A 25,094-nucleotide genomic window follows, 5' to 3' on the forward strand; every position below is an offset into this window, starting at 1 on the left:
AAAGGCATGCGCCCGCACCGGCTTTGCAGGCTCGGCGCGGGCACGCTTGCCGCTATACAGCTGTCACTGTCTTGCAATCCACCGGTCTAGCCGGATGGCGATCGCCGCCGCCTGCGCCCTGGTTAGCGGCGCTTGCGGATTCACGAGCGAACCGTCACCCTCAATAATGCCGTACTTGACCGTGAGAGCCGTCATCTTGCGCGCCCAATCCGGAATGAGGTGCTGGTCTTCAAAGGCGCCGAGCAGCTGCTCGGCTTCCTCGTCCGGAAGATCGCCGCTTTGTCCGAGCGCAGCGAGCGTCCGGCCGACCATCGTCATCGCTTCGGCGCGCGTAAGCGCGGCGTCCGGAGCGAATTCGCCGTTATCGAGACCGTTTACGATGCCGAGACGGGCTGCGATCGATACGCTGCGATTGTACCAGGCCTCCGGCGGAACGTCGCTGAATTCCGACGACGCGGACCGGTTCATCAGCCCGGCCACCCGTAGCAGCACGGTCGGATATTCGGCCCGGGTAATGTTCGTATCCGGGTCGAATATCCCTTCGCCCTTGCCCTGCATGAACAGCTTGGCTGCTGCCGATTCAATGCTTGCCTTGCCCCAGAAATCGTCCGCTACGTCTGCGAAGTCCGCCGCGGTTCCCAGGAAAGCTACGGTGCCGTCTCCGGTCAGCATGGCGCTCACATACGCAACCCCTTTCACGATGTCGAGCTTCCAGGGAACAGTCGTCCATTCCCCGTTCGGGCCGCGCAAAATAACGGCGTCGATATCCTCCGCTGAAATCGAAGCGGGAACCGGAATCGTAGTTTTCAAATAAACGCTCCGACGATCCTCGGGCAAATTCGTCTCGATCCAGGCGCCTTGACCGTCCGCCAGCAAAGCGCCGCCAATTTCCGCTGCCAGCTGCTGCAGGGCGGTTACGGAGCCGCTTCCGTTCGGGCGTACTGTCACTTCCAGATCCTGCAACATGCCCTGAAGCAGCTCCGGAGGAAGCGATATGCTCGCCTGAGGAAGTTCGATATGAATGGTCCGTTTGTTTGCGTTCGCCTGCTGCACCGCTTCTTTATCGAAGCGCAGTACGAATTCCTTGACAGTCGCGTCGGCCGAGCGGACGACGATGTCTCCCTTGGCGGAATCGGCGCCGCCTTTGGTTGTGACGCGAACCGTCAGGCTGTCGCCCTTGCGCTCCGCCGATACTTTCTGATCGTTAACCGTGACGGAATCCGGAGAAGCCATAGGCGCTCCGCCGCCGCCTCCCATGAAGCCGCCGGACGCGCTCCATACGTTGGCGCTCACGACACCCGAGGAACCGACCGCCGTTTTCTTGGCAGAGGTCCGTTTGGCAACGACCACCGCTTCCCCCGGTTTGGCCGATACGATTCGACTTGACGGCAAGTAGCTCCAGCCGCTTAAGTCGTCTCCGAACTTGGGCAAGGACGCTTGCGCTTCACTTGCGAAAGTGCGGTACACGATCTGATAGCCCGGCTGTTCTCCGGTATTCCCGACAATTACTCTCGTCGCGGAATTGTTATTCGCTATGCTCTCCGTCGATACCGCATACCGCTCCAGTCCGACAGGAGCAGGCACTTTAACGGATGCGACGAGCATGGAGTCCAGCACGACCGGATCGGCTGCCGGCTGCTCCTGCCCTGCAGCTTCTGCGATCGCGTAACGGGCTTGGATCAGACTCGCGCCGGTATCCGGTCCCGCTACGATTTTCAACACTTTTTTGCTTCCGCTGTCCGTCGCAACCTGAACCTCCTCGATCGCCACCGCTTCTCCCATGCCGACCGAATAACGGACGCGCTGCGACTGCTCCGGCGTCATCGGCACTTCGCCGAATACCGCTTTGCCGTCCGCCGTTTTTCCTTGCTGTACTTTCAAATACGGTTCCACGGTTGCCGTCTTGCCCGGCTCCAGTGTATCGATCGGCTTCAGCACAAGCGCCGCAGGCACTTGGAACGCGTCGTTCGTGACGGATACTTTGGCGCGATTTTCGTTGCCGGCCCCGTCTCGCGCTACGAACAGCAGCTCCGCCTCGGGACTGTCTGCGGCAATCGGCACCGAAGCGGCAAATTTGCCGTTATCCCCTACAGGAATTTTCACGCCCGTCGTACCGGAGTTGATATATACGGTCAGCTCCGCGTCTTTGGACGTCGTCCCGGCCACATCGATCGCTCCGCCAACCGAGCGCTCCCCGGTCGCTGGCTTGTCCAAATACAAAATCGGCGCGCTTCTATCGACATTCAAATAAAGAAACGTTACTTTCCGATCGTTCGTCATTTTGTTTCTGGCCTTCAGCTCGATACCGAACGTACCGTCCGTGCCGAACTTGTCGAAGGTAATCTCGCCTTCACTCGCCGAGCCGGTATTTGTCAGATCAACTTTGCCGATCGATACCCCGTCATGAAACGCCTCGACCTCGATATCGCGCTGATCCGCAACGAGGCGGACCGTTTGTACCGGCTGGTTGGTCAGCACCTCCAGATAATCCGGATACTGGCCTGCGGCCGTCCCGAGCTTGGGCTCCGCCGGTATCGGAAGAAGCGTATTCGCGCTGTCAACTCTGCCCGCAAAATGGTAGTTCTCGTTCGGGTCCAGCTCCTTGCCTGGCTTCGCAGCCGCCGAGACGCCCAGGACGTAATGCCGGCCGGTTTCCAGCCCCATATACGTAAATTTCTCGTCCGCATCCGGCTTCGGTCCCGTCAAATCCTGCGTGTTGATTTCGCTGGAGTTTGCGAACCGGGCCCATCCGCCAACCCGGATACCTTCATAACGGCCGGCGTCCGCGCTCCAATAAGGAGCAAGCTCCGCTTCCGTATACAACAACTCGGCAAAATGCGGGTATGCCTCCAGCTTGCCGTCCTGCTGCTGCATCGCAGAGATGGAATAGCTGAACTCCACGTTTTCCATTCCCGGCTTTTTGGACGCAGGCTTGAAGGACAGACTGAAATATCCGTTGCCCGCCGGCTCGATCCGCACGTCCGTCACTTCGCCCGGAGCCAGCGGGTCGACGATCCGGAACGTTTGTGGCGAGGTACCGGTCTTGAACGATCCCGGCGAATTCAAGGCGGCTCTCAAGTAATAGTCACCTTGCTGCAGCAAGCCGCGGAGGTCTTCCGTCTTGCCCATCAGCGGAACCTGGCTGACGTCCATGTCCAGCATACCCGTGGTGATCGCGCCGTTTATGCTTCCCCCATGATCGACCGGCACTTCCTTGGCGATCAGCACTCCCGGCTCGCCGGGGTCCAGCACTTCCGCGCCGCCGACTACGGTTTTATCCGTCGTAACCGGCTCTTTGGTCAAATACAGGTCGACCGTGTCGCCCGACTTGGCATGTTCCACGTTCCAGGAAGCGGTAAACCGATTTGGATCTGCAGAGTTCGTCGTCAAGCCGACGCTTTTCAGATCGGCCGTAGTCGGTACGTTTAACAACCTTGTAGCAACCGGCTTCTCGGTCGTCAGCGTCCATGTTCCGCCTTCCAGCGCTTTGGCTTGCGGAATCAGGATGAACGCCTTGCGTACGTCGGCCTTGGTCACTGACGCGGCGGCCGGAATATATTGTGTGAATGCGTTCGCTTGCGGATTCGTATTCGTATTATCGAACAGCACCGGATGAATCGCTCCGCTGCGGTCCTTCAGCACGAAGGCCGGCACGTCGGCCTGATCATATTCGATCTCGATGATGCCGTTGCCCGAGACGCCGCCCATCGGGATCTCGTGGATGCGTCCGCCTTCCTTGACGTGAATGCCGCCAATCCCGGCTTCCATCGCGCTGTTGTCCATCAGCTTGACGCCTTCGGCGATATCCCGGAATACGATCTCCCGCTGCTCTTTCTCGGTCTCCAGCCAGGAGGTGGCGACTGTGCTCATCCCTTGTCCGATGACCAGCAGCTGCGGGCCTTTCTCCGGGTCTTCGATCAGCAGATGGGCAAAGCCTTCCGGCATGCCATCCTGCGAAGTTCCGAACTCGACGCCGCCGCCCCAGTAATAAGTGATTCCTAGGGAAATAAACAAAATGCCGACGCTGCCCCACAGCTTATCGTTGTTGATTCCGAGAAATACGCTGGCCAGCGGCATCCCGCCGACGACTGGCACACTTTCCGGAATTTGCAGCCGCGCTCCGATGTAACCCTCGAAGTCCGTACGATGCTTCTCCAGATTTTGGCCGACAAAGATGCCGGCTTTCCCCATAACGATTCCCCAGCCTCCAATATCGATCTCGGCTTCGACTCTTACGAACCAGGGGGTTACCCACTGCGCTTCGAGCAGCGCCCGGGTGATCATATTGATTTTCTGGGTTCCTTTCGGGTCGAACGAGTAGTCCAGCTTGCCCAATATCGCCAGTCCGGTCCGTTTGACCGTCAAATCTACGCTGCCAAGCAAGTAGACGGGCGGCACGCCGAAGGTCGCATCGACCCCGGCCTGAATCACGAGCGGAAACGGATCGTCGGCCGTTCCGCCGGCGATCGTATCGGCCAGCTCCCGGACGGCGCCGCGAACGGCGGACAAATAAGTAGCGCCCGTAATCAGCACGCCCGGCTTGTCGACAGACAACCCGAACGCCACTACGTCGGGCAGCACCCTGCCGTCCTTCACCTGCTTGAAGGCCAGCTCCGCCTGCACCTCGAATTTGCTCTTGACATCCGCTTTGAATTTGATGCCGTACTTGTTCGAGACATCCTTCACTTGCTGCACATAGTGGATGACGGTAAGCTCGCCGCTTGCGCTGCTCGTCCCTTCCTTCTTCTTATCCTTATCCTTCGCCTCGAATAATCCGAGGTCCTTGCCCAGATCGAAACGCAGCTGCGCATCCACGCCGACAAAACCTTTGTCGTTGAACACCACGTTGCGCACCTCGCCGTCGATAATTTTCATCGACAGCTTGCCGCCGAACGAGATGCCGCCCGGACGCAAAATAAAATCGTTGAATGTAAAGCCGAAGCCGCCAATCATAAAGCCCGGAGCGGCAAACAGGCTATGCTTGTTGAAATACACGTGCGTCAGCATCAGCTGGCGCATCGGGTTGACCCGGTCTCCCAGCGCGCCCGTCGCCCAACTGAGCGTTCCGTTCAGGCTCGTATCCTCCGGATTGCTGTGATTGTCCGGGAATACCTCGTACTGGTCTTCGTCCTTCAATACGAGATTCGGCGCCAGTTTTTTGTCGAAACCGTTGAAGAAATCAAGCGTCCATTCGCCGGAATGGAAGACGAAGCCGCTGTTTGCAACGCTAAGCGTGCCTTCCCCCTTCACGAACAACGTGTCCAGAAACGGCACTTTTTCGGCCCCCGACACTTTCTTCGGAATATCGAACACGTCCAGCTTGCCGCGGACAAACACCATATCTTTCCCCCGGTAAGCGACCGCTTCGTTGATAAGCGCCGGCTCGGTTTTCGTATCCACGATAACCTGCTTGTCGTCGCCGGTTCCGACCTCCTTGATCATCCCCCGGATCTCAACCAGCTTCTCGCGGACCGGTTTGCCGCCGGCATCCTTTTGCGCAAAAAAGGCGTCATGCTCGCTTTGCGAGTCGAACATCCTGTAGTTGTAGGCAGGCACCTTCTTCAGCGTCTCCCTGTCCGTAAATCCGATCGTATCGAACTTCGGATCGGCCAGCTTGCTGGCTACCGCCACATAACTCTTGATCTCCATAAGAATGTCGACGGCGTCTTTCAGCAGCGCGCCCGACTCGAACTTGCTGCCTGGAAACGCGGCGTTCACTACTTTCAAAAATTCCCCGTCGGTGGCGGAAGTCACTCCGCTTAAATCGACATACTGCTTGTAAACGGCCATCAGGCTTGCTTCACGCACGCGCGCTTCCTGATTGTTCGTCACCATAAACGTTTGTTTCGTCGTGATGTCGTACATGGCCGCGATTTCCTCGTCGCCGCCCGTATCGCCTTTGAAGTCGATCTCCACCTGGTATTCACCGAGCGGCAGCTCCGGACCGGGCCGGGTTTCGATCACGTTGCCCTTGGCGTCCACCCGATCTCCTCCCCGGTACGTAATACGCATATCGCCGGAGAAGCCGTCGTCGGCAGGCTGCAGAATGACGGAATCCTTTACAGAAACCTTGTACCTGCCGCCGCTCACTTTTTCTTTCAGATACAAATCGAAATTCGGAGCCATCAGTTCGTTGCCTGTGTTATATGCCTCGATATTCGTAAGGTTGACGGTCAAATACTTGACGTCGGAGCTGTAAGCCTCCTTCGGCGCAAGCCCGTACACATAAGTCGGAGTCGCTTGACCGACGGGAGGCAGCAGCACGAAGTTCGACTTGACCGATTCGTATTGCGCCTTCAGCCCTTCGTCCTGAACGCCCTCGATTTTTTTGGCCGTCTCGGGGCTCTTAACCGTCAGCATATACTGCCTTGTTGTCGGCCACGGCTTGCCCTTGGCCTGAATCATAAACGAAATCGTTTCCGTATCGCCCGGCTTGTACTTCGGCTCGATTCCGTTCTCCGCTTCGTGCGGCGTCGCTTGCTTCCGGTACACCATCTCTTTGCTGCGGTACGTTTCCGTTACGACCTGGCCCGCCGAATCCCGGACGATGCGGCCCTGGTCGTCCAGCTTGACAAAGCTGAGACCGCTCTCGAGCTCCAGCGATGCCGTTATGTTCGTATGCTCCATATCGAATATCGGCAGATTCTCAATCTCCGCCGTAATCGTAAAGATGCCTTCGTTGGCATAAGCGCTTGCGTCCGCATTCGTAGCCAGCTGCATCGGCGGGTCGATATACCGGACGGAAAACACCTTATCCGGATCGATGATCTCGCCCAATCCGTAAATCGTCTCAAACGTCTGGACGTTCTTGTCCTCAATCGCCTTCGGTTGCCAGTAGAAAGCAACTGCGGAGTCGGCCGACCCGTAATCGTTCGTATCCCGCGTAAAATCCAGATTGCCGTTCGGGGTATACTCCCATTTCGTATTGGCCAGACCGTTCCAGTGGCCGACGATCATCTCGTCGACTATATTGATGTTCGCCTCGGCAATATTATTGAAGCCGTAAGCCATTACGCTGGTCGCGAGAGGGTTGGTCAGATCGAGCTTGTCTCTCATTACCCAGTATGGGGGAAGCTTGTAATAGGCGCGATCCTCCTCCGAGATGTTCGGATCGTTCTCCGGATCGTGCACCAGCTTACGCTCCACGAGCAGCGGAGCTTTATAAATATTGCCGATCTGGAACTCCGGACCGTCGTTGCCGCCGACCTGCGTATCGAGCATAATCCGCGTGCCGAGCTCCACCTTGGCGCCGCTGTTGTTCCGTACCTCGTACCGGATATTGACATTGCCCGCGTTTTGCTTGTCCTGCGTATCGGGGTACAGCATCAGGATTTGCTTGATCGCGACCCCTTTGATCGTCCATACGGTCTCGATCTGCTTCGTGCCGTCGCCGTTCTGAACGATACCCGGCGGAGTGATCTCCGAGAATAAATCCGCCCCAAACTTGTACGGGTTACCGAAGATGTAGTCCGTCCCGTCGATCCGGAAACTCGTAAACGAAGTTTCCGGATTGTCCCCGCCAAACAGCATGTTGACGTTGTTGTCGTTTTTTCGGACCGGCTGGCCGTCCACCGTGCGGATGCCGAATCGGCCCGTGCTGTTATCCACCGTAATTTTAATAAATTTATTTTCAAGCACCGTCGTTTTGGGCTGCGATACGATCGCCGCCAGCGCCGTCGTCGCCTGGGTCAAAGAGCCGAGCAATAGCAGCAGAGCCAGCACGGACACAAGCGTTCTTTTAAACAGCTTCACGTGAGAGCCTCCTTCTGGGCAAAGTCAAACGCTTTTTGATCAATTCCTTACTCCGTCCTACTGATGAAGAAGGTCGCGTACTCCCGTTCCCGCTCCTGATTTCTGACGATAACGGTGTACCAGCCCGATTTCGGGAAGTTCACTTCGAAATTGCCGCTTACCAGCTCCTGATAAGTCAACTTGGTCGCGATCGTTTTCATCTGACCTTCGCGGAACAGACCGGAGTAGTAGTACAAATCGTACGTCCCTTTTTCGTTGATCCGCTTCTGACCCGACACTTCCATTTCGTTGAAGCCTGTTATTTTGAACCGCACCTTGCTCGTATCGAAAATCGCCGTCTCCGCGCTGGCCGCCGAGATGAGCGTGTCGTTGCCGAAGATCAGCATGCCGTCCCCGCCGACCACTACAACTTCCTGGGTGACGCTGGCTGCGTTGCCCACCTGATCGACCGCCGTATACGTGACCGTTTGGCGGCCAAGCTCCGTCAGATCGAGACCGCTGATGGACACTGGAATATGATCCGGCGCCGATACGTTATCCGATACCGTATAACCTCCGAGATCCGTGCGGAAATCAAAATCGGACTTATTCTGCGGAACCCCGATCGTCGCCGCATGCAAGATCAGCTCCGGCGCTTTATTATCAAGTCCTTTCACCGTTACCGGAATCCGGTTCACGTTGCCCAAGGAATCGGATATCGCGATCGTTAGCGTACCTTCCGCCGTAAACAGCCGTGAAGTGATGAAGCTTCCATCGGACGCGCTGATCTGGTTCGGATATTCGTCTATGACAGGGTCCGGCAGGTAAGGCGCAGTGCCAAGGAATACACGGTTCGGAGCCGTCGTCCGGCCGATGATCTCCACGTTCATCCTGCCTTTTGCGTACGCCACTCCGTCTACGTTCACTTTGGCGTCGTCCGGAACCGGATTGCCCTCGTCATCGACCAGCGTGTATCGGACCGTATCGGCTTGCGGGGCAGTGCTTACAATGTTGGCGACTGTTTCCCGGACGACCGTCACATTGTTCTGCGCATCTTGTACTGTAAACTCAGCAACTCCGTTTGACGTCATATACATCGTGGCAGACTTGCCGCCGGAAACGGTAAACTCCTCCGAATTCTCCGACTCCTTCTCCACCGTCAGCCGGACACCTTCGATCCATTCGTCGCCGCCCGTCCCGATCCGCGCGAATTCCGTGCCGTCGGCTTTCGTATAGGAGCGAACGATTTTGACCTTAGGTCCTTCCTTGTCGATTTTGTTTACGGTTGCCACAGCTGTTCCGCTGTTGCCCGCCTCGTCCAAAAACTCGAACGTAAACGTGCCGTTTTCCTTAAACGTATACGTTTGACTTCCATGATTATTGGTAACGCGAATAGGCTCGGACGGCTTCAGCTTAACGGTCACATTGCCGGCCGTCTTATTGCCTGTGGTTACGATCGTCTCGACGACAGCCGTCGGCGGCGTTCCATCGACATTGCTTACGACCGCATACAGCGTCGATTTGCGCTCGGGATTGGCGATGTCCGTCAATTCGAACGAATAATAACCGTTCTGGCTGACATGGAACCGGTTCCCGGTCCGCACCGGTACGGAAGGATTAACCGCCGAAGGCACGATTTTAGTGCCCAGCGGGGCGGATATGTCAATATCCACGCCGGTCGTCGGCGTAACCGGCCGTTCCGTGCTGAGCGTCGCCAGCGCATATACCGGTTCGATAACGGATACGGATGCGGTATTCAGCGGCTTCGCCTCCCCGATGGTCCCTTCGCTGCCGTCGGATTGCGGTCCCGTTTTGTAGCGGACTTGGATTTGGCCGTTCTGAATGTTGGCCGAAGGCACTTGCACGGCAATGAAGTTCGTGTATGAACGCCATCTCAGCCAGCTCTTCCCGTAGTCCGGCGATACGGAATATTCGTATCCGTTTTTGTCTAACACATCGAGTCCAAGCTGCACAATCGCCGTATATCCGTCCACCGCATCGCCGGCTACATAAAGCAGGTCCGATCTGGCATCGGCGGGAGGCTGGATCTCTGGCTTGGATACCCGGAAATATCCTGTGGTAGAAGCGACCGCTTCATTGCCCGCCTGATCCCGGACATAAACATACAGCTTGTAGTCCCTCGTTTCGCCGGGAGCGAGGCCGGCGGCATCGACGGAAGCGGACATATCGTTATTGATCAATTCCTTCCAGGCTGCGGAGCTTGAATCCGGAGCGGCGTCCCCTTGTTTCACCCATTGGTATTTATGAACGGCGACTTCGTTCAGCGCGTCGCTGGACGCGAAGCTGACAGTGTGTTTCGCTCTTGGGTATAAATCTTCCGGCAAGGAGAACTCCACGACAGGAGGCAAGTTATCGAAATAATACGCCTGATTGTAATAGTAATAACGCTCGGCTGCCGTTTCCTTTACCCGAATATGCAAGTAATGAGTACCATTCAGCGCCTTATTCGCCGGGACGATATATTCATAACCGCCTCCGGCGGCCGACGTTCCGTTAAGCATCGTGTACGAGGCGTCGTCTTCCGGGCGGGCAGAGCTGTAGCTGAATGCGTAGCCGACCTCGTACGGGATGACGGCAAACATAGGCATGATGCCGTAAGCGGACGTCGTCACGGACGGGGAATAGACGGAATACGTAACCGCGTTAACCGTCAGCGGCTGCGGCCGGTTCAAGTAAAACACGATGTCCCCGCTTTGCACGTATACGCCGTCCGCGCCTTTGACAAAGTCGCCCCTCACCTGGGCGGTCGAATCGACAGTAGCCGGCTCGCTGACAAAACGCGACTCGTTGCCGAGAATGTCCTTCGCTTTGAGATGAAGCACATATTCTCCGTCCTCGGTCACTTCGTTTCTCGTACCGGTTGTGAATATACCGCCGTTCAGGACGACCGGCTTCCATTGGATATCCTCAGCCGTGCCGCCTTTTCTGACCCATTGATAGGAAGCTTCCTGGAGACCGCTGTGCTCGTCCGTTATCGTTGCCGTCACTTCCACATTGGCGGAACGATCGTTGGTAAGCCCTGTCACTGCAATTGCCGGACCTTTGTTGTCCAGCTGCAGGGCAGCGGTATGATACGTCCAGTTGGAATCGTCATGTTTGAAATCGTCTAGCGTCCAGAGCGTCAGATCGTCATATTGGCCTACCGCAGCCAGCGCCTTGTTGTCCGCATAAAAGATTTTGTCCGCTTCGGAGCCCGAAGCTTCATTTTTCCATGATTCATACTGCTGCGGATATTTCGTTTTGAATGTCTTCATTTTCTCGTACTGCATCAGTTCCCGCGCCGTATCCCACGTCATATCCGCCGTCCAGGCGTGCAGATACCAGGTCCCGCTTCCTTCGGAGGTGAACGCTTCGGCCGGAGGGGCGATCATATTCGTCTTGTTGTTAACGACGTTCAAGTTCAGGCTGCCGATTGCGGGATCGGTCTCATACAAGCTCTCCCTCGGCTGCTTGGCGGCGAGCGAGAACCGCTTTACTGCGGCATAATGGTCGCCTTCCTTGCCGGAGAGCGGGTTCATGGCGCTGCGCGTCCAAGCGTAGTAGACGAGTCCTACGGCCGGCGAAGACGGCCCGGTCATATTCGACGGGCGATAGATGCCCCGGCTAGGCCGCTCGAAGTTCGCAAGCGGATCGAAGTCGGGGTCGATGGCCGGCACCGGCACCGGAGGATCGTTGGCATCGATCGTAATTTTGCCGCGCTGTTTGTAGAGCGAATCGGTCGCTCCGCCGCTTTCATAGTGAAAGCTGATAAGCGGGATGGTATTGTCAACCGAAAATTTGGCCCAGTCGATTTTGGAATTCACATTCGAGCTGTCTCCGTCGACGTGAACCCCTTCATAGTTCGCCGGCTGGATCAACAAATTCCCCGCATAATCCTGGATGACGTCCTTGTCTTTCAGCTCGAATTGGCTGTCTAACGGATAAGCGGCATCTTTACGTTCGTGCGTCAATGCGAGCACTTTCAGCAGAGATGTCTCCACGGTCACGCCATCCGGAATCACCATCCGGAAACGTACGTTTTTCGTACTGTACCCGAGGTTGTCATTGTTTACCTCGTCATAGTAATACGCTCTCATTCCATTGTTGAACAGCAGATACATTTTGTTCGGATCGTATGGATTTCCGTCGCGGTCGTCTCTTGGGACTACTTCTTCGAAGAACTGTACGGTAAAATCCATCACGTCCTGGTCGTTTACTGTCACTCCGGTAACGATCTCCGGCTGAATTCCGTTTCCTGCTTTGGAATATTTCGGAGCGACAGCATCGACGATCACGCGGTAACCGCCGCTGGCAAAGTCAAACGGGTTGATCGGCTTGCCTCGCACTTTCTCCAGACTCGAATTGCTCCCTTGCAGCGGAAGCGAGATCGGTTTGACCCGGTTCCCCGCCGCGTCGATAAAATCCGCGCCCTGAAGCTTTTCCTCCATGCTCGTATCGAGCGGTCCGCGGTTCATCCCCTCCAAGGCGTCGGACGGCTTCATCCGCGGCTTGAGCGGGAGATTGCCGCTATGGTGATATTTCACCGCCGTGTATGTATAGTTGATATCTTTGTGGAGCGGAACATTCAGGAACGATCCGGCAAAGTCCGCTGCGCTGTAAGACGTGTTGATCAAAAATTGCTCCAGTCCTTGTGTTGGCAGCCCGTCCCCGGGCGGGTTCGTGAACAAAGGATGACGGAGAAAATGGTCGTTGTATGCAGAGTTCAGCGCAAAAGGCCGGACCGGCTCGCTAAAGTTGTAGGTGAGCGAAATTTTCTCTCCCTGTTTGGCGTACAGCTCGTTTTGCCCGGCTTTATTGGACCGGGTCACCCCGTCGCCCGTGAACGTATAACCGACCAGTTCCGGACGCACCTTATCCTGGAACTTGATGAACAAACCGGAGATGACGACATCCTTGTCCTCGATCGACACGCCTATGTCGATCACGGAATTCGGTCCGAAGGACGCCGTTTCCTCGGTATAGCCGATCGTGCCGCCGCCGCTATGTCCGGACAGAACGGTGTGGCCGTCGACTTTGAAACTTGCGGAGGTAACCGCAGTCCAAAACAATCCCGAGTCATACTCCAGCTCTTTCCACCCGACTACAATTTGAGCTTCTCCGCTTTGAGCCAGCGCTGCCAGCAGCGGATTGTCTTTCACTTTAATTTGGAAGCTGGCCCCTTCGGAATCGTTGGTCGGAGCGGTCATCGTCCCGTCCGAGTAAATGGAAATGCCCCCCGATTTGTCGGTTACTTTAAATCCCGACGATCCGGCAAAACCGCCACCGCTTAAATTAAAGTTCCGGAACGCGTTGTCTGCAGCTACAGTCACGTTGCCGATCTTCGTGCCGTCCAGCAATATCGTCTCGTCTCCGGCCGCATAAGCCACCTTTACTCCCCATTGGGGCAGCAGCGACAGGATCAGGCATAAGCTCAGAGTGACGGCTGTCCATTTGGATATCCATCTGTTTTGTATCACGAACCAAACTCCCTCCTTTAATGAATCGGCTAGTTCTTTAGACTCATATCCTTTTTCGCGGTTCAACAGTTCACAGTTCAGTAGTTCAACAGTTCATCAGCTTTCTAGCCGGCACTTCTAAGCCCCCTTCGACGCTGTTGTCGTTATGCGTTATATGCATTCCTTCATTATAGAAAATCGATCTAAGCACTTTCTGAGCATTTTGTCGAAACACAGGATGATTTGCATAGAAATTCATCATATTTCATCAATAATGTAAATATGTGGTCTAATAAATGCGCTTTTATTGTGTACTTAGTCCTATTTTCGGTTGAGAATTACTCGTGTGCGGAAATGGCGAGAGGATGTTGGGATATCGTATTAAGGAGAGGGAGCAGAGAGGAAGCGACTGGAGTGCCCGAACGCTCATGCAAGCAAAAAGACACAAGGAATCGTAGCAGCGGGCATAGTTTCCTGTACGGGAAGAAAACGGTACGTTCGCTTTTCTAGCCGCTCATTAATTAGGATTAGCAGTACCCGCCCGGCTTCAGATGAAGTCGGTTTGTCCGAAAGGCCCTCTCTTACGGGGCGCTTCCGTTCGACTTCGTTGATCACGCCGCCCATGCGTGCGGGCTTCAGTACTATAAGAGTCTCTGTCACCCTCTATATTCGGCATATGAGGAGGACAGCGATGAATAGAAGCGGTTTGTGAGGCTGTCGATTCACAACCAACTCCTAGACGGGACACCATGGGGTGCCGCGATAAACGGCCTGCGTCGTACGACACATACGGACGATAAGCAAAAAAAACCTCCAACCACCGCAACAGCGGTGATCAGAGGTTTTCTGCCATGCCCATCTATGAAGGCCGGGCCAGACGGAGCATCCGTCTTACATGCCGAGCCATTTTTTGAACAGCTGTTTCGTCGTGTCGCCGTTAAGCGCTGCGATCGAAGTCGTAAGCGGAATGCCTTTCGGGCAGGAGCGGACGCAGTTTTGCGAGTTGCCGCAGCCTTCGATGCCGCCGGATTCCATCAGTGTGTCGAGACGTTCTTCCTTGTTCATCTCTCCTGTCGGATGAGCGTTGAACAGGCGCACCTGGGACAACGGCGCCGGTCCGATAAAGTCGGAACGGTCGTTGACGTTCGGGCACGCTTCGAGGCAGACGCCGCAGGTCATACATTTGGACAGCTCGTAAGCCCATTGGCGCTTCGATTCCGCCATCCGCGGACCTGGTCCGAGATCGTACGTACCGTCGATCGGAATCCACGCTTTTACGCGCTTGAGCGCATTAAACATCCGCTGGCGGTCGATGACGAGGTCGCGCACGACCGGGAACGTGCTCATCGGAGCAACGCGAACCGGCTGCTCCAGCTTGTCGATCAGCGCCGAGCAAGCCTGGCGGGGCTTGCCGTTAATGACCATCGAGCAGGCGCCGCATACTTCCTCCAGACAGTTGGACTCCCAGCATACCGGCGTCGTTTTGGAACCTCCGGCATTTTTCGGATTCCGCTGAATTTCCATGAGCGCACTGATGACGTTCATGTTCGGACGGTATGGAATTTCGAATTCTTCCATATACGGCTTCGAATCCGGGCCGTCCTGACGGGTGACTTGCAGTCTAATCGTCTTCGTCTCAGCCATGATCAGTGACCACCCTTCTTGTCCGTCGTATAGTCGCGTTTACGCGGAGCGATGAGCGAAACGTCGATGTCTTCGTACGAAATTTGCGGGCCGTCCGGCGTCCATTTCGCCAGCGTCGTCTTCATGAATTTGTCGTCGTCGCGATCCGGGAAATCCGGCTTGTAGTGCGCTCCGCGGCTTTCGTCGCGCATCAGGGCGCCCTTCGTCATCGCTTCGGCAAGCTCGAACATATTCCACAACTGGCGGGTAAACGCGACGCCCTGGTTGTTCCAGCGGGCCGTATCCGTCATGTTGATTTTCTTGTAACGCTGCTTCAGCTCTTTGATTTTGCTGATCGTAGCTTCAAGTCTGTCATTGTAGCGGACGACCGTCATGTTGTCGATCATGATTTCGCCGAGTTCCTTGTGCAGCACATACGCGTTCTCGGTTCCGTCCATTTTGAGCAGACCTTCATACTTGTCGACGTTTTTCTGCTTCTCGCGGTCGAAAGCGCCGCTCGAAACGTCTTCGGAAGACTTGCTCAGACCTTTGATATATTCGATCGCTTTCGGTCCGGCTACCATACCGCCGAAGATCGCGGACAGGAGCGAGTTGGCGCCCAGACGGTTCGCGCCGTGATACTGGTATTCGCACTCGCCGGCTGCGAACAAGCCCGGAATGTTCGTCATCTGGTTGTAGTCGACCCACATGCCGCCCATCGAATAGTGAACCGCAGGGAAAATCTTCATCGGAATTTTCCGCGGGTCGTCGCCCATGAACTTCTCGTAAATCTCGATAATACCGCCGAGCTTGACATCCAGCTCTTTCGGATCTTTATGCGAGAGATCGAGATAAACCATGTTCTCGCCGTTGACGCCGAGCTTCATGTCTACGCAGACGTGGAAAATTTCCCGGGTCGCGATATCGCGCGGAACCAGGTTGCCGTATGCCGGGTATTTTTCTTCGAGGAAGTACCAAGGCTTCCCGTCTTTGTACGTCCAGATCCGTCCACCTTCTCCGCGCGCCGATTCGGACATGAGCCGCAGCTTGTCGTCTCCGGGAATCGCCGTCGGGTGAATTTGGATGAACTCGCCGTTCGCGTAAGTAACGCCTTGCTGATAAACCGCACTGGCAGCCGTACCGGTGTTGATGACCGAGTTGGTCGTCTTGCCGAAAATGATGCCAGGACCACCGGTAGCCAAAATAACGGCATCGGCACGGAACGTCTCCACTTCCATTGAGCGCAGGTTTTGCGCGCAAACTCCGCGGCAAACGCCCTCCTCGTCGATGACGGCAGACAAAAACTCTGAATGCTCATACTTCGTAACGAGACCCGCCGCTTCCCAGCGACGTACTTGCTCGTCCAGCGCGTACAGCAGCTGCTGGCCGGTCGTAGCGCCCGCGAACGCGGTACGGTGATGCTTCGTTCCGCCGAACCGACGGAAATCGAGCAAACCTTCCGGCGTCCGGTTGAACATAACGCCCATCCGGTCCATCAGGTGAATAATGCCCGGCGCCGCTTCGCACATCGCTTTGATCGGCGGCTGGTTGGCAAGGAAGTCCCCGCCGTATACCGTATCGTCGAAGTGCTCCCAAGGGGAGTCGCCTTCGCCCTTTGTATTAACCGCTCCGTTAATGCCGCCTTGCGCGCATACGGAGTGAGAACGTTTAACGGGTACTAATGAGAATAGGTCGACGTGAACACCGGCTTCGGCGGCTTTTACAGTAGCCATAAGACCGGCAAGTCCTCCGCCCACTACGATAACTTTCGATTTCGCCATGTCAGTTCACTCCCCCTTAATGTTTGCTCGCCATATCCAGCACGGAAGTATCCTGGAACGAAGCGTCGGTGAACGCCACCATCGTCAGAACGAACATGATGGACATAATCACGAACACGCCCAGCCATACTACGCTCGATACGCGCTGCGCACGAGGTCCGACGGTAATGCCCCAGCTGACCAGGAACGACCACATGCCGTTGCTGAAGTGGAACGTCGCGGCCAGAACGCCGATCAGGTACAACGTGAAGAAAACGGGGTTCGTGAAAATTTCATGCATAACTACGCCCAAACCTTCGTGCGTTTCATTGCCGAGCGTAACCTGGAAGCGCGTCTGGAAAAAGTGCCACCCGATGAAAATCAGCGTCACGACGCCGGTTACCCGCTGCAGCGTAAACATCAGGTTGCGGAAATATCCGTAACGGGATGCGTTGTTGCGCGACTGGAACGCCACGTACAAGCCATAGACGCCATGGTACAGGATCGGGATCCAGATGCCGAACAGCTCCAGGAAGAAGATGAGCGGCAAGTTGTTCAACCACATCACGGAATCGATGAACGCCTGATGCCCGCCGTTAAACGCTTCATAGTTCGTTATCAGATGCTCGACCAGAAAGAAGCCGACGGGTATGACACCCAGCAACGAGTGAAGCTTGCGGTAGTAATACGAATTACCGGTCATGGAAACGAGTTCCCCCTTACTGAAATATGACAACGTGTGCAAAACAAACCATCTCTCATTGTACTCCCGAGTTCGACAAGCGTCAACAAAATGTCACCTTTTCGCCAATCGCTCCGCCCAACGGTTCATTGCCCCGTCACGTACGCCGAAACGGCTTGGGCGCACACCTTACATATGCCTATTTTGCCATTGTAAGGCCCGTTTAAACCCGGGATCGCGGAATAATCGTGTCGCCTCGAACGCGTTCCGCGATTTCTCAAGAGTCTGATCTACGATTAAAATCACAATGGGACTCCTAAAAATTTGAACAATGTTTGACAACTTTCATGTTACTCCCAAAGAGCTTATAATGGAAGTGCCGTTTTTTTATTAAACGTTATGCGTTTTAGTTATATCGAAGCAGACATCGAGTCGTACCCTGCCACTTCTACACATCTATTTCCGCAGGAATGACGATGTCCCCTGATTATGAAAGGAGCCGGACTGCCACATGCTGCCGAATTTGGACGCTTTCGCCGCCGTCGTCGAACATAAAAGCCTGAACCGGGCCGCCCAGACCCTGAACATCTCCCAGCCCGCGCTATCGCGCAAAGTCGCCCAGCTGGAGGAGGAGCTCGGCGTGCTTCTGTTCGACCGGAAAGGCAAAAAGCTCGAGCTGACGAGGCTCGGGCAGATTTGTTACGAATACGCCCTGGAAGTCGCCGAGATGGAGCGCAAGCTGCTGCAGCGCTTCGCCGAATACCGCTCGTCCGGCAAAAGCATCACGATCGGAGCAAGCCTGACTACACTGCAATCCACGCTGCCTGATCTGATCGGCCTGTACACGCGCGATTTTCCGGAAACCGACATTAAAGCGATCACGGGCAAAACGCATGAAATCGTCACGCTCGTCAAAGAAAAAAAAGTCGATCTCGGGCTCGTAGCCTCCAAAATCGACAATCCGGAGCTGACCTGCGTTCCGCTGTTCGACGACCATCTCTGTCTTGTCCTGCCGTCGAGCCATAAGTGGACGGACAAACCATCCATAGATATTAACGAGCTGCAGGAGCTGCCGATGATCTTATTTTCCAAAGGAACGTGGTACCGCATATTAATGGATGAATTATTTCACCGGTATACCGTCTATCCCGACGTTAAAATGGAGATCGATTCGTTCGAAGCGATCCTGCGGCTCGTCTCCACATGCAATGCGGCTACGCTGCTGCCGAAATCGTATTTGCGCCAGACCGTGCTGAACAACAACGACCTCGTACTCCGCAGCATCCCCGAGCTGGAGGAGACGACCCGAACGACCTCGCTGCTGTTCGGCCGGGAATCGATGCAGAGTGCTTCCACGCTCCGCTGGGTCGAAAAGGCGAAGGAATATTACGCCGCAGTCAAAGGCGAGCTCGGCTGAAGCCGCTCGCGAGGCAGCGTCCCGCAGCAATCGCAGCATCCCCGCGGCCGATCCGGCGGTCCCAATCGAACCGAACCGGCCCGGCCTTATGAGCCAACCAGCTCCTCCTCGAACGACTCGATCTGCTTGTTCGTCCCGATTATAACCATGACATCCCGTTCATTAATAACGTCGGTGGCAGTCGGCGCTATAATGACGCCGTCCTTCTTGTTGATCGCCACCACACTGCAGCCGTATTTGGCCCGCGGGTTCAGCTCCTCGAGCGTCTTGCCGTTCAAACATTTGGGCGCCGATATCTCTGCGATCGTGTAGTCTTTGGACAGCTCGATGTAGTCGAGCAGATTCGGGTTCACGAGCTGGTGCGCAACCCGGATGCCCATATCGCGCTCGGGATAGATGATCCGGTCCACGCCCAGCCGCTCCAGCACTTTGCCGTGCAGCACGGACAGCGCCTTCGCCACGACCATCTCGACACCGAGATCCTTCAGCAGTATCGCCGTCATGATGCTTGCCTGAATATCATCTCCGATCGCAACGATGACGCAATCGAAGTTGCGGATTCCGATCGAACGCAGCGTCTCTTCGTCCGTCGAGTCCGCGACGATCGCGTGGGTCAGCACCTCAGACATTTCGCTGACAGCCTCTTCGTCCCTGTCGACGCCGAGCACCTCAAATCCGTTGTTGGTCAGCTCCCGGGCGAGACTGGAGCCGAACCTCCCCAGACCGATCACTGCAAATTGTTTCATTTTCATAGTAAAAACTACTCCTATCCGATAATAATTTTACCTTCCGGATGTCTATATAGTTCTCTCTCCGTTTTAGGCTGCAATGCATAAGCAAGCGTGATCGGTCCGAGCCGGCCCGCAAACATCGTGATCATAATAATAATTTTGCCGAAAGCCGTCAGCTCCGGAGTCAGGCCCATCGATAAGCCGACGGTACCGAAAGCCGACGTCACTTCGAACAAGATCATTAGGAAGGAATGGTCCTCCGTCGTAGAGAGCAGCATCGTCATAAATACGACCAGGAACAAGGCGAGGATCGTAAGCGTAATCGCTTTGTAAATCCGGTCTTTGGCCAGCCGGTAACGAAACAGGACGATATCTTCCTTGCCCCGGATCATCGCGATGACGGCGCCGATCAGCGTCGTAAAGGTGGTCGTCTTGATTCCCCCGCCGGTCGAACCCGGGGACGCGCCGATAAACATCAATATAATGATAAAAAATTGTGTCGCTTGCCGGAGTCCTGCGATGTCGAGCGTATTGGCCCCCGCGGTGCGTGGCGTCACCGACTGAAAAAAGGAGGCGAGCACTTTGCCCGTGCCGTTCAAAGCCCCAAGCGTCTTCGGATTCGTATATTCGAATAAAAAGATGACGATCGCTCCGAATACGATCAGAAACCCGGTCATGCTAAGCACGACTTTGGCGTGAAGCGACAGCTTGCGTTTTTTTCCATATTCCATCAGATCCGAGATTACGATAAAGCCGATGCCCCCCAAAATAATAAGCGACATAGCGACGATATTAATCAGCGGGTCGTCCGCATAAGGCATCAGACTCCGAAAATGGCCGAAAAGATCGAATCCGGCGTTATTAAACATCGATACCGCGTGGAACACTCCCATATAAATAGCGCGGCCGGCGCTATAGTCGAACGACCAGCGAATCGCGAACAGTGCAGCGGCTGCAAGCTCAATCGTCAAGGAATACAGCAACACTTTGCGGATCAGCCGCACGATCCCTTCCATCGAAACCTGATTCATCGCTTCCTGCAGAATCAGCCGTTCCCTTAACGAGATCCGCTTGCGCAGGACAAGCGCGATCAGCGTCGACATCGTCATAAAACCGAGTCCCCCGACCTGAATAAGCGCCATAATGACGACTTGGCCGAATACGGAAAAATAAGTTCCCGTGTCCACGACAACCAGCCCGGTTACGCATGTAGCCGAGGTCGCTGTAAATAGGGCATCCACCAAAGGCAAACCTTCCCCGTTCGTAGTGGACACGGGCAAAGACAGCAGCAGTCCGCCCGATACTATAATCAATGCGAAGCCCAGAACAAGAAATTGCGGCGGCGTAAGCCTTCTGAACCCTATAAGTGGTTTCAAGCAGGGTCACCTCTCCGATCGGCAAGACGGATCGTAGTTTGCAGGAACAACAAAAAAAGACATTGGAATCCCAATGCCGTTTGTCCGGTGTGGTTTCCAAACTGAAGCCTACGAGGTTAGCTGACGGATTCGGGTTGTAAGGCACCCTATTCGCTTGCCGCTGCTGGGAACGGTGCTGCGAAATTCACCCCATGAGCAAAACTTGCGGTTTTCTCGGACACCGCAAAACTGCTCCTACTTGAATGGTTCCCCCGTTTTCATTAAGAAATTCGGCTTGATATGAGAGTCCGCTGCGATGCGCGCACCTTAAACGGCTCGTATTGTAGAGTTTCTTATTCCGCTTTTCAGATTAGAGTCCGGTCTTCGCGTAATGGTGCGCTGGCAGTAGCGGCTCTGAAGCAGAAGCGAATAACACTTGACGAACTCGATTATAATCCCGCTGCACCCGCTTGCACAAAGCCGGCATTCGCTTAAAAACATGGAGGAATCGGCGGCTTCCGGCCGAATAACAAGCGTGCCTGCCTCTTTTCATTGTCCCTACCTCCGTTGCTTCCGTTTAAGTGGCATTTCGAAAAAAAGTATGTTACGTTAGAAAAAAAGTTCGGGAGGGATCCATGAAACGCCCGTTTTCATCCATGCTGGGAACTTTTGCTGTTATCGGCATCCTCTTATTCGTCATCACCAACTGGTGGTCTTTTTTTACGGGAAACAAAGAGCCCGACATCTTATCCGAGACGATGCCGACCGTATCCAAGCAAGCGGCAGCGGACGCCGCAAAGGCGCATATCGCAGAGTTGACCGGTTATCCGGCTTCCAGCACGTTCGTCGTCTACCAGTCCGACAAGCTGCTGAGCGGCTATATCCAGAAGGAGAAGCGGGTCGCGGATTACAAAGCCCGGTTTCAGGAACGGGCTCCGATCGATTATTATCGCATCGATCTGACGGACGGGCGCGGAGCCGAATATGTCGTCGATGTACATATGACAAGCGGCGCCGTCATCGGGTGGAGGAAGAGCAGCCGGGAGAACGCCCCGTCGGTCGAGGTAGGCCGCCGGATTGCCGAAGAGGTGCTGCGGAAGGACGGACTCTCCCTCTCTGACTACAGCTCGCTCAGGCCGAACGCCGCTACGCCCCACCGGTTCGTATTCGAGCATCGCGCAGGTACGATCGGCGGCGCCAAGCTGCTGAAGGTAGTGGAGGTCCGGGGCGGGCAGGTAACCGCCTATTATAACGAGTTCCGGATTCCGCAAAGCCATCTCGACTGGGTCAAACGGCAGGACCAGGCGGCCTCGGCGATGACGCAGTGGAATTTGATCCTGTCATCGGTCATGGGGCTGGCCGCCATCGCCATTGCGATCGCTTCCCGGAAACAGATCTCGTTCGTCCGGGGGATCGGCTTAACGGCCACCTTTCTTGTGTTGTACTGGATCAACAATATCAATATGATTCCCGCCTTCAAAACACTCGAAGCCGAAGGCATGGACCCCTTCTTCTCAACTGAAGCCGCCGTCGTCACCATGATTCTGATGACGGTCGTCGTGACGATCATGGCGATCATCTGTTACTTCTCGTTCGCCGCCGGCGATCCGCTGTGGCGGGAACAAGGAAGACGGCTGTGGCCGCGATGGAGAGAGCCGGGCTTCGGGGCTCATACGCTGTCCAGCATGAAACGGGGCTACCTGCTCGCCTTCGGTTTGCTAGGAGTGCAGTCGCTGCTGTTTTTCACCGCTGAACACCGGTTCGATATGTGGGCGGTGAACGATCCGTCCGGATCGCCACTTAACATGCTGCTGCCGGGGATCTTTCCGCTTATGGCCTGGACGGCGGCGATTTCCGAGGAAGCGATTTACCGTTTTTTCGGCATCGCCCTGTTTAAGAAGCTGCTTCGCAATACGTTTCTGGCCGTCGTTATACCGAGCGTCATCTGGGCGTTCAGCCATACGCAGTATCCGATCTACCCGGTGTACACCCGGTTCGTGGAAGTAACGATTCTCGGCATCTTGTTCGGCTACGCTTTCCTGAAGTACGGGTTTGCGACCGCGTTGTTCGCCCACGCCATCGTGGACAGCATCCTGATGAGCTTTTCGCTGATGGGTATGGGAGGAGCGGGATATGTCGGTCTCGGCGCGTTTTATATCGCGCTGCCTGCCCTCGTCGCCATTGTGATCAAGTGGCTGCACGGCAAAACGGCCGCAAGGCGAGCCGGGGCCGGGGTGGACGATCCGCCGCCTAATTCCGGAGACGGCTTCCGGCCGTCGAAGCCGGACCCCGTCTAGACTGCTGCCCTGGAACAAAAAACCAACCTTCGAGAAGCTGCACTGCAGCGGCATTCGGAGGTTGGTTTGTTTTGCAGAAGTAAAAATGTTAATAGAGCTATTGCTGTTCAGCCGTGCGCATTAAGCGTCCGAATCGGCGGTCTCGCCAGGTCCGTGCAGGGCGGCGAGGATGTCGCGCGCCAGCTTGTCGCCGATGCCGAGCGGGCGAAAATCGTCGACAGCCGCTTCTTTAATCTTCTTAAGCGAGCCGAAATGTTTCAGCAGCGCCTTGCGCCGCTTCTCCCCGATCCCGGGAATCGAATCCAACTGGGAGGCGACCATCGACTTGGCCCGGGTCTCCCGGTGGAACGTAATCGCAAATCGGTGCACTTCCTCCTGGATGCGCTGGAGCAAGTAAAACTCCTGGCTGTCGCGCCGGATCGGCACGATGTCCGGCGGATCGCCCATCATCAGCTGCGCGGTCTTATGCTTCGCGTCCTTGACGAGACCGCACACCGGGATGTACAAGCCTAGCTCGTTTTCCAGCACGTCGATCGCCGCCGATATTTGTCCCTTGCCTCCGTCGACTACGACCAGATCCGGCATCGGCAGCTGCTCTTTCAGCACCCGCTCGTACCGGCGGCGGATTACTTCGCGCATCGTCTCGTAGTCGTCCGGTCCTTGCACGGTCCGAATTTTGTACTTGCGGTATTCTTTGCGGTCCGGCTTGCCGTCCACGAACACGACCATCGCGGATACCGGGTCGCTCCCTTGAATGTTCGAGTTGTCGAACGCCTCGATCCGGCGGATCGTTCCGGTCCCGATCCATTCGCCCAGACTCTCTACCGCTTTGACCGTCCGCTCCTCGTCGCGTTCGATCAACCGGAACTTCTCCTCCAGCGCGACACGAGCGTTGTCGGCAGCCATTCCGAGCAGCTTCTTTTTCTGTCCGCGCTGCGGCTGATGCACTTTGACCCGCAGCCACGACTCCAGCAGCTCGGCCACTTCGCGTTCGGTATGCTGCTCGCCCGTATCCGGTGCAGATGCCGATTCGTCTTCTTCTTTTTCCTCCGCCGAGGGCAAAAAGATTTCTTTCGGCAGCGCCGGGTTGTCGCTGTAATACTGCGTCACGAACGAGATGAAATCCTCGTACGCGTCGCCGTAATACGGGAACAGCGTCACATGCCGCTCGATCATTTTGCCTTGGCGCATATACAAGATTTGGACGCACATCCACCCTTTGTCGACGGCGTAACCGAACACGTCGCGGTCGACCGCGTCGGTCATCGTGATCGTCTGCTTCTCCATCACCGCATCGATGCTGACGATCTGATCGCGCAGCTCCTTGGCCCGCTCGAAGTTCAAGTCCTCGGCGGCCTGATGCATTTTCCGGGTCAGCTCTTCCTTAATCGCAACATGGCCGCCGTTCAGAAACTTGCTGATCTCCTGCACCATCCGCTCGTACTCGCCGGCCGGCACCTCATATTCGCAAGGGGCGATGCATTGTCCCAAATGGTAGTACAGGCATACCCGGTCCGGGATCGTCTTGCATTTGCGGAGCGGATACAGACGGTCCAGCAGCTTCTTCGTCTGCTGCGCCGCGAACGCATTCGGATAAGGGCCGAAATATTTCGCTTTGTCCTTATACACTTTGCGGGTCACTTCGAGCCGCGGATGCGCTTCTTGCGTAATTTTGATATAGGGAAACGTCTTGTCGTCCTTCAACAAAACGTTATATCTCGGATGGTATTGCTTGATCAGATTGCATTCCAGAATGAGCGCTTCCATATTGCTCGCCGTGACGATATATTCGAAGTCGCTTATTTCCGTAACAAGACGCTGCGTCTTGCCGTCATGACTGCCCGAGAAGTACGAGCGGACGCGGTTTTTGAGCACTTTCGCTTTACCGACGTAAATGATCGTGCCTTCCGCGTTTTTCATCAAATAACAGCCCGGCTTGTCCGGCAGCAGCGCCAGCTTGCTTTTGATCGAATCCGATAGGTGATCGCGCCTTCCCCCGGCACGCTGTTCGGACATGCTTCGTTCCTCCTTGAAATCGGCTT

10 protein-coding genes and 1 riboswitch are annotated in these 25,094 nt (G+C 55.7%); of the genes, 2 read left to right on the forward strand and 8 right to left on the reverse strand.

The genetic code is table 11. From position 1 onward, the window contains the following. Window positions 1-63: 63 nt before the first annotated feature. From PV433_RS08175 to PV433_RS08195, 5 genes are all read right to left on the reverse strand, one after another. Entirely contained in the window at window positions 64-7,752 is a 7,689-nt protein-coding gene (locus PV433_RS08175) for an S-layer homology domain-containing protein (protein ID WP_332071693.1), read from the reverse strand. A gap of 47 nt (window positions 7,753-7,799) precedes the next feature. After that, window positions 7,800-13,208, reverse strand: a complete 5,409-nt coding sequence (locus tag PV433_RS08180; protein ID WP_332071694.1) for a hypothetical protein — start codon at window positions 13,206-13,208, stop codon at window positions 7,800-7,802. Window positions 13,209-14,078: 870 nt separating this feature from the next. Then, window positions 14,079-14,831, reverse strand: coding sequence for a succinate dehydrogenase iron-sulfur subunit (gene sdhB, locus PV433_RS08185; RefSeq protein ID WP_332071695.1), 753 nt, complete (start codon window positions 14,829-14,831; stop codon window positions 14,079-14,081). Window positions 14,832-14,833: 2 nt separating this feature from the next. Then, window positions 14,834-16,591: a succinate dehydrogenase flavoprotein subunit gene (sdhA, locus tag PV433_RS08190; protein WP_190928975.1), complete on the reverse strand. Its 1,758-nt coding sequence runs from the start codon at window positions 16,589-16,591 to the stop codon at window positions 14,834-14,836. A gap of 16 nt (window positions 16,592-16,607) precedes the next feature. Beyond that, window positions 16,608-17,273: a succinate dehydrogenase cytochrome b558 subunit gene (locus tag PV433_RS08195; RefSeq protein ID WP_332071696.1), complete on the reverse strand. Its 666-nt coding sequence runs from the start codon at window positions 17,271-17,273 to the stop codon at window positions 16,608-16,610. 493 nt (window positions 17,274-17,766) lie between these two features. Between PV433_RS08195 and PV433_RS08200 the strand changes: the two genes are divergently transcribed. Further along, window positions 17,767-18,669: a LysR family transcriptional regulator gene (locus PV433_RS08200; RefSeq protein ID WP_332071765.1), complete on the forward strand. Its 903-nt coding sequence runs from the start codon at window positions 17,767-17,769 to the stop codon at window positions 18,667-18,669. Window positions 18,670-18,755: 86 nt separating this feature from the next. On the opposite strand, the gene PV433_RS08205 is transcribed toward PV433_RS08200, so the two are convergent. Both PV433_RS08205 and PV433_RS08210 read right to left on the reverse strand, forming a co-directional pair. Beyond that, the gene (locus tag PV433_RS08205) at window positions 18,756-19,421 is read right to left on the reverse strand and encodes a potassium channel family protein (protein ID WP_332071697.1); all 666 of its coding nucleotides are present in this window, start codon (window positions 19,419-19,421) and stop codon (window positions 18,756-18,758) included. Between the two features lie 14 nt (window positions 19,422-19,435). Further along, window positions 19,436-20,776, reverse strand: a complete 1,341-nt coding sequence (locus PV433_RS08210; protein WP_332071698.1) for a TrkH family potassium uptake protein — start codon at window positions 20,774-20,776, stop codon at window positions 19,436-19,438. A 90-nt stretch (window positions 20,777-20,866) separates the two neighbouring features. After that, window positions 20,867-21,061, reverse strand: a riboswitch (cyclic di-AMP (ydaO/yuaA leader). A 329-nt stretch (window positions 21,062-21,390) separates the two neighbouring features. Here PV433_RS08210 and PV433_RS08215 point away from each other — a divergent pair. Next, window positions 21,391-23,052 carry a CPBP family intramembrane glutamic endopeptidase gene (locus tag PV433_RS08215; RefSeq protein WP_332071699.1) on the forward strand — a complete coding sequence of 554 codons (1,662 nt, stop codon included), beginning with the start codon at window positions 21,391-21,393 and terminating at the stop codon, window positions 23,050-23,052. Between the two features lie 120 nt (window positions 23,053-23,172). Here PV433_RS08215 and uvrC read toward each other — a convergent pair whose 3' ends face one another. Continuing rightward, window positions 23,173-25,068 (reverse strand): excinuclease ABC subunit UvrC, encoded by a 1,896-nt coding sequence (uvrC, locus tag PV433_RS08220; protein WP_332071700.1) that lies wholly within the window; start codon window positions 25,066-25,068, stop codon window positions 23,173-23,175. Between the last annotated feature and the right edge of the window lie 26 nt (window positions 25,069-25,094).

This window comes from Paenibacillus sp. GYB004 (genome assembly GCF_036577605.1).
GTDB lineage: Bacteria > Bacillota > Bacilli > Paenibacillales > NBRC-103111 > Paenibacillus_AB > Paenibacillus_AB oceani.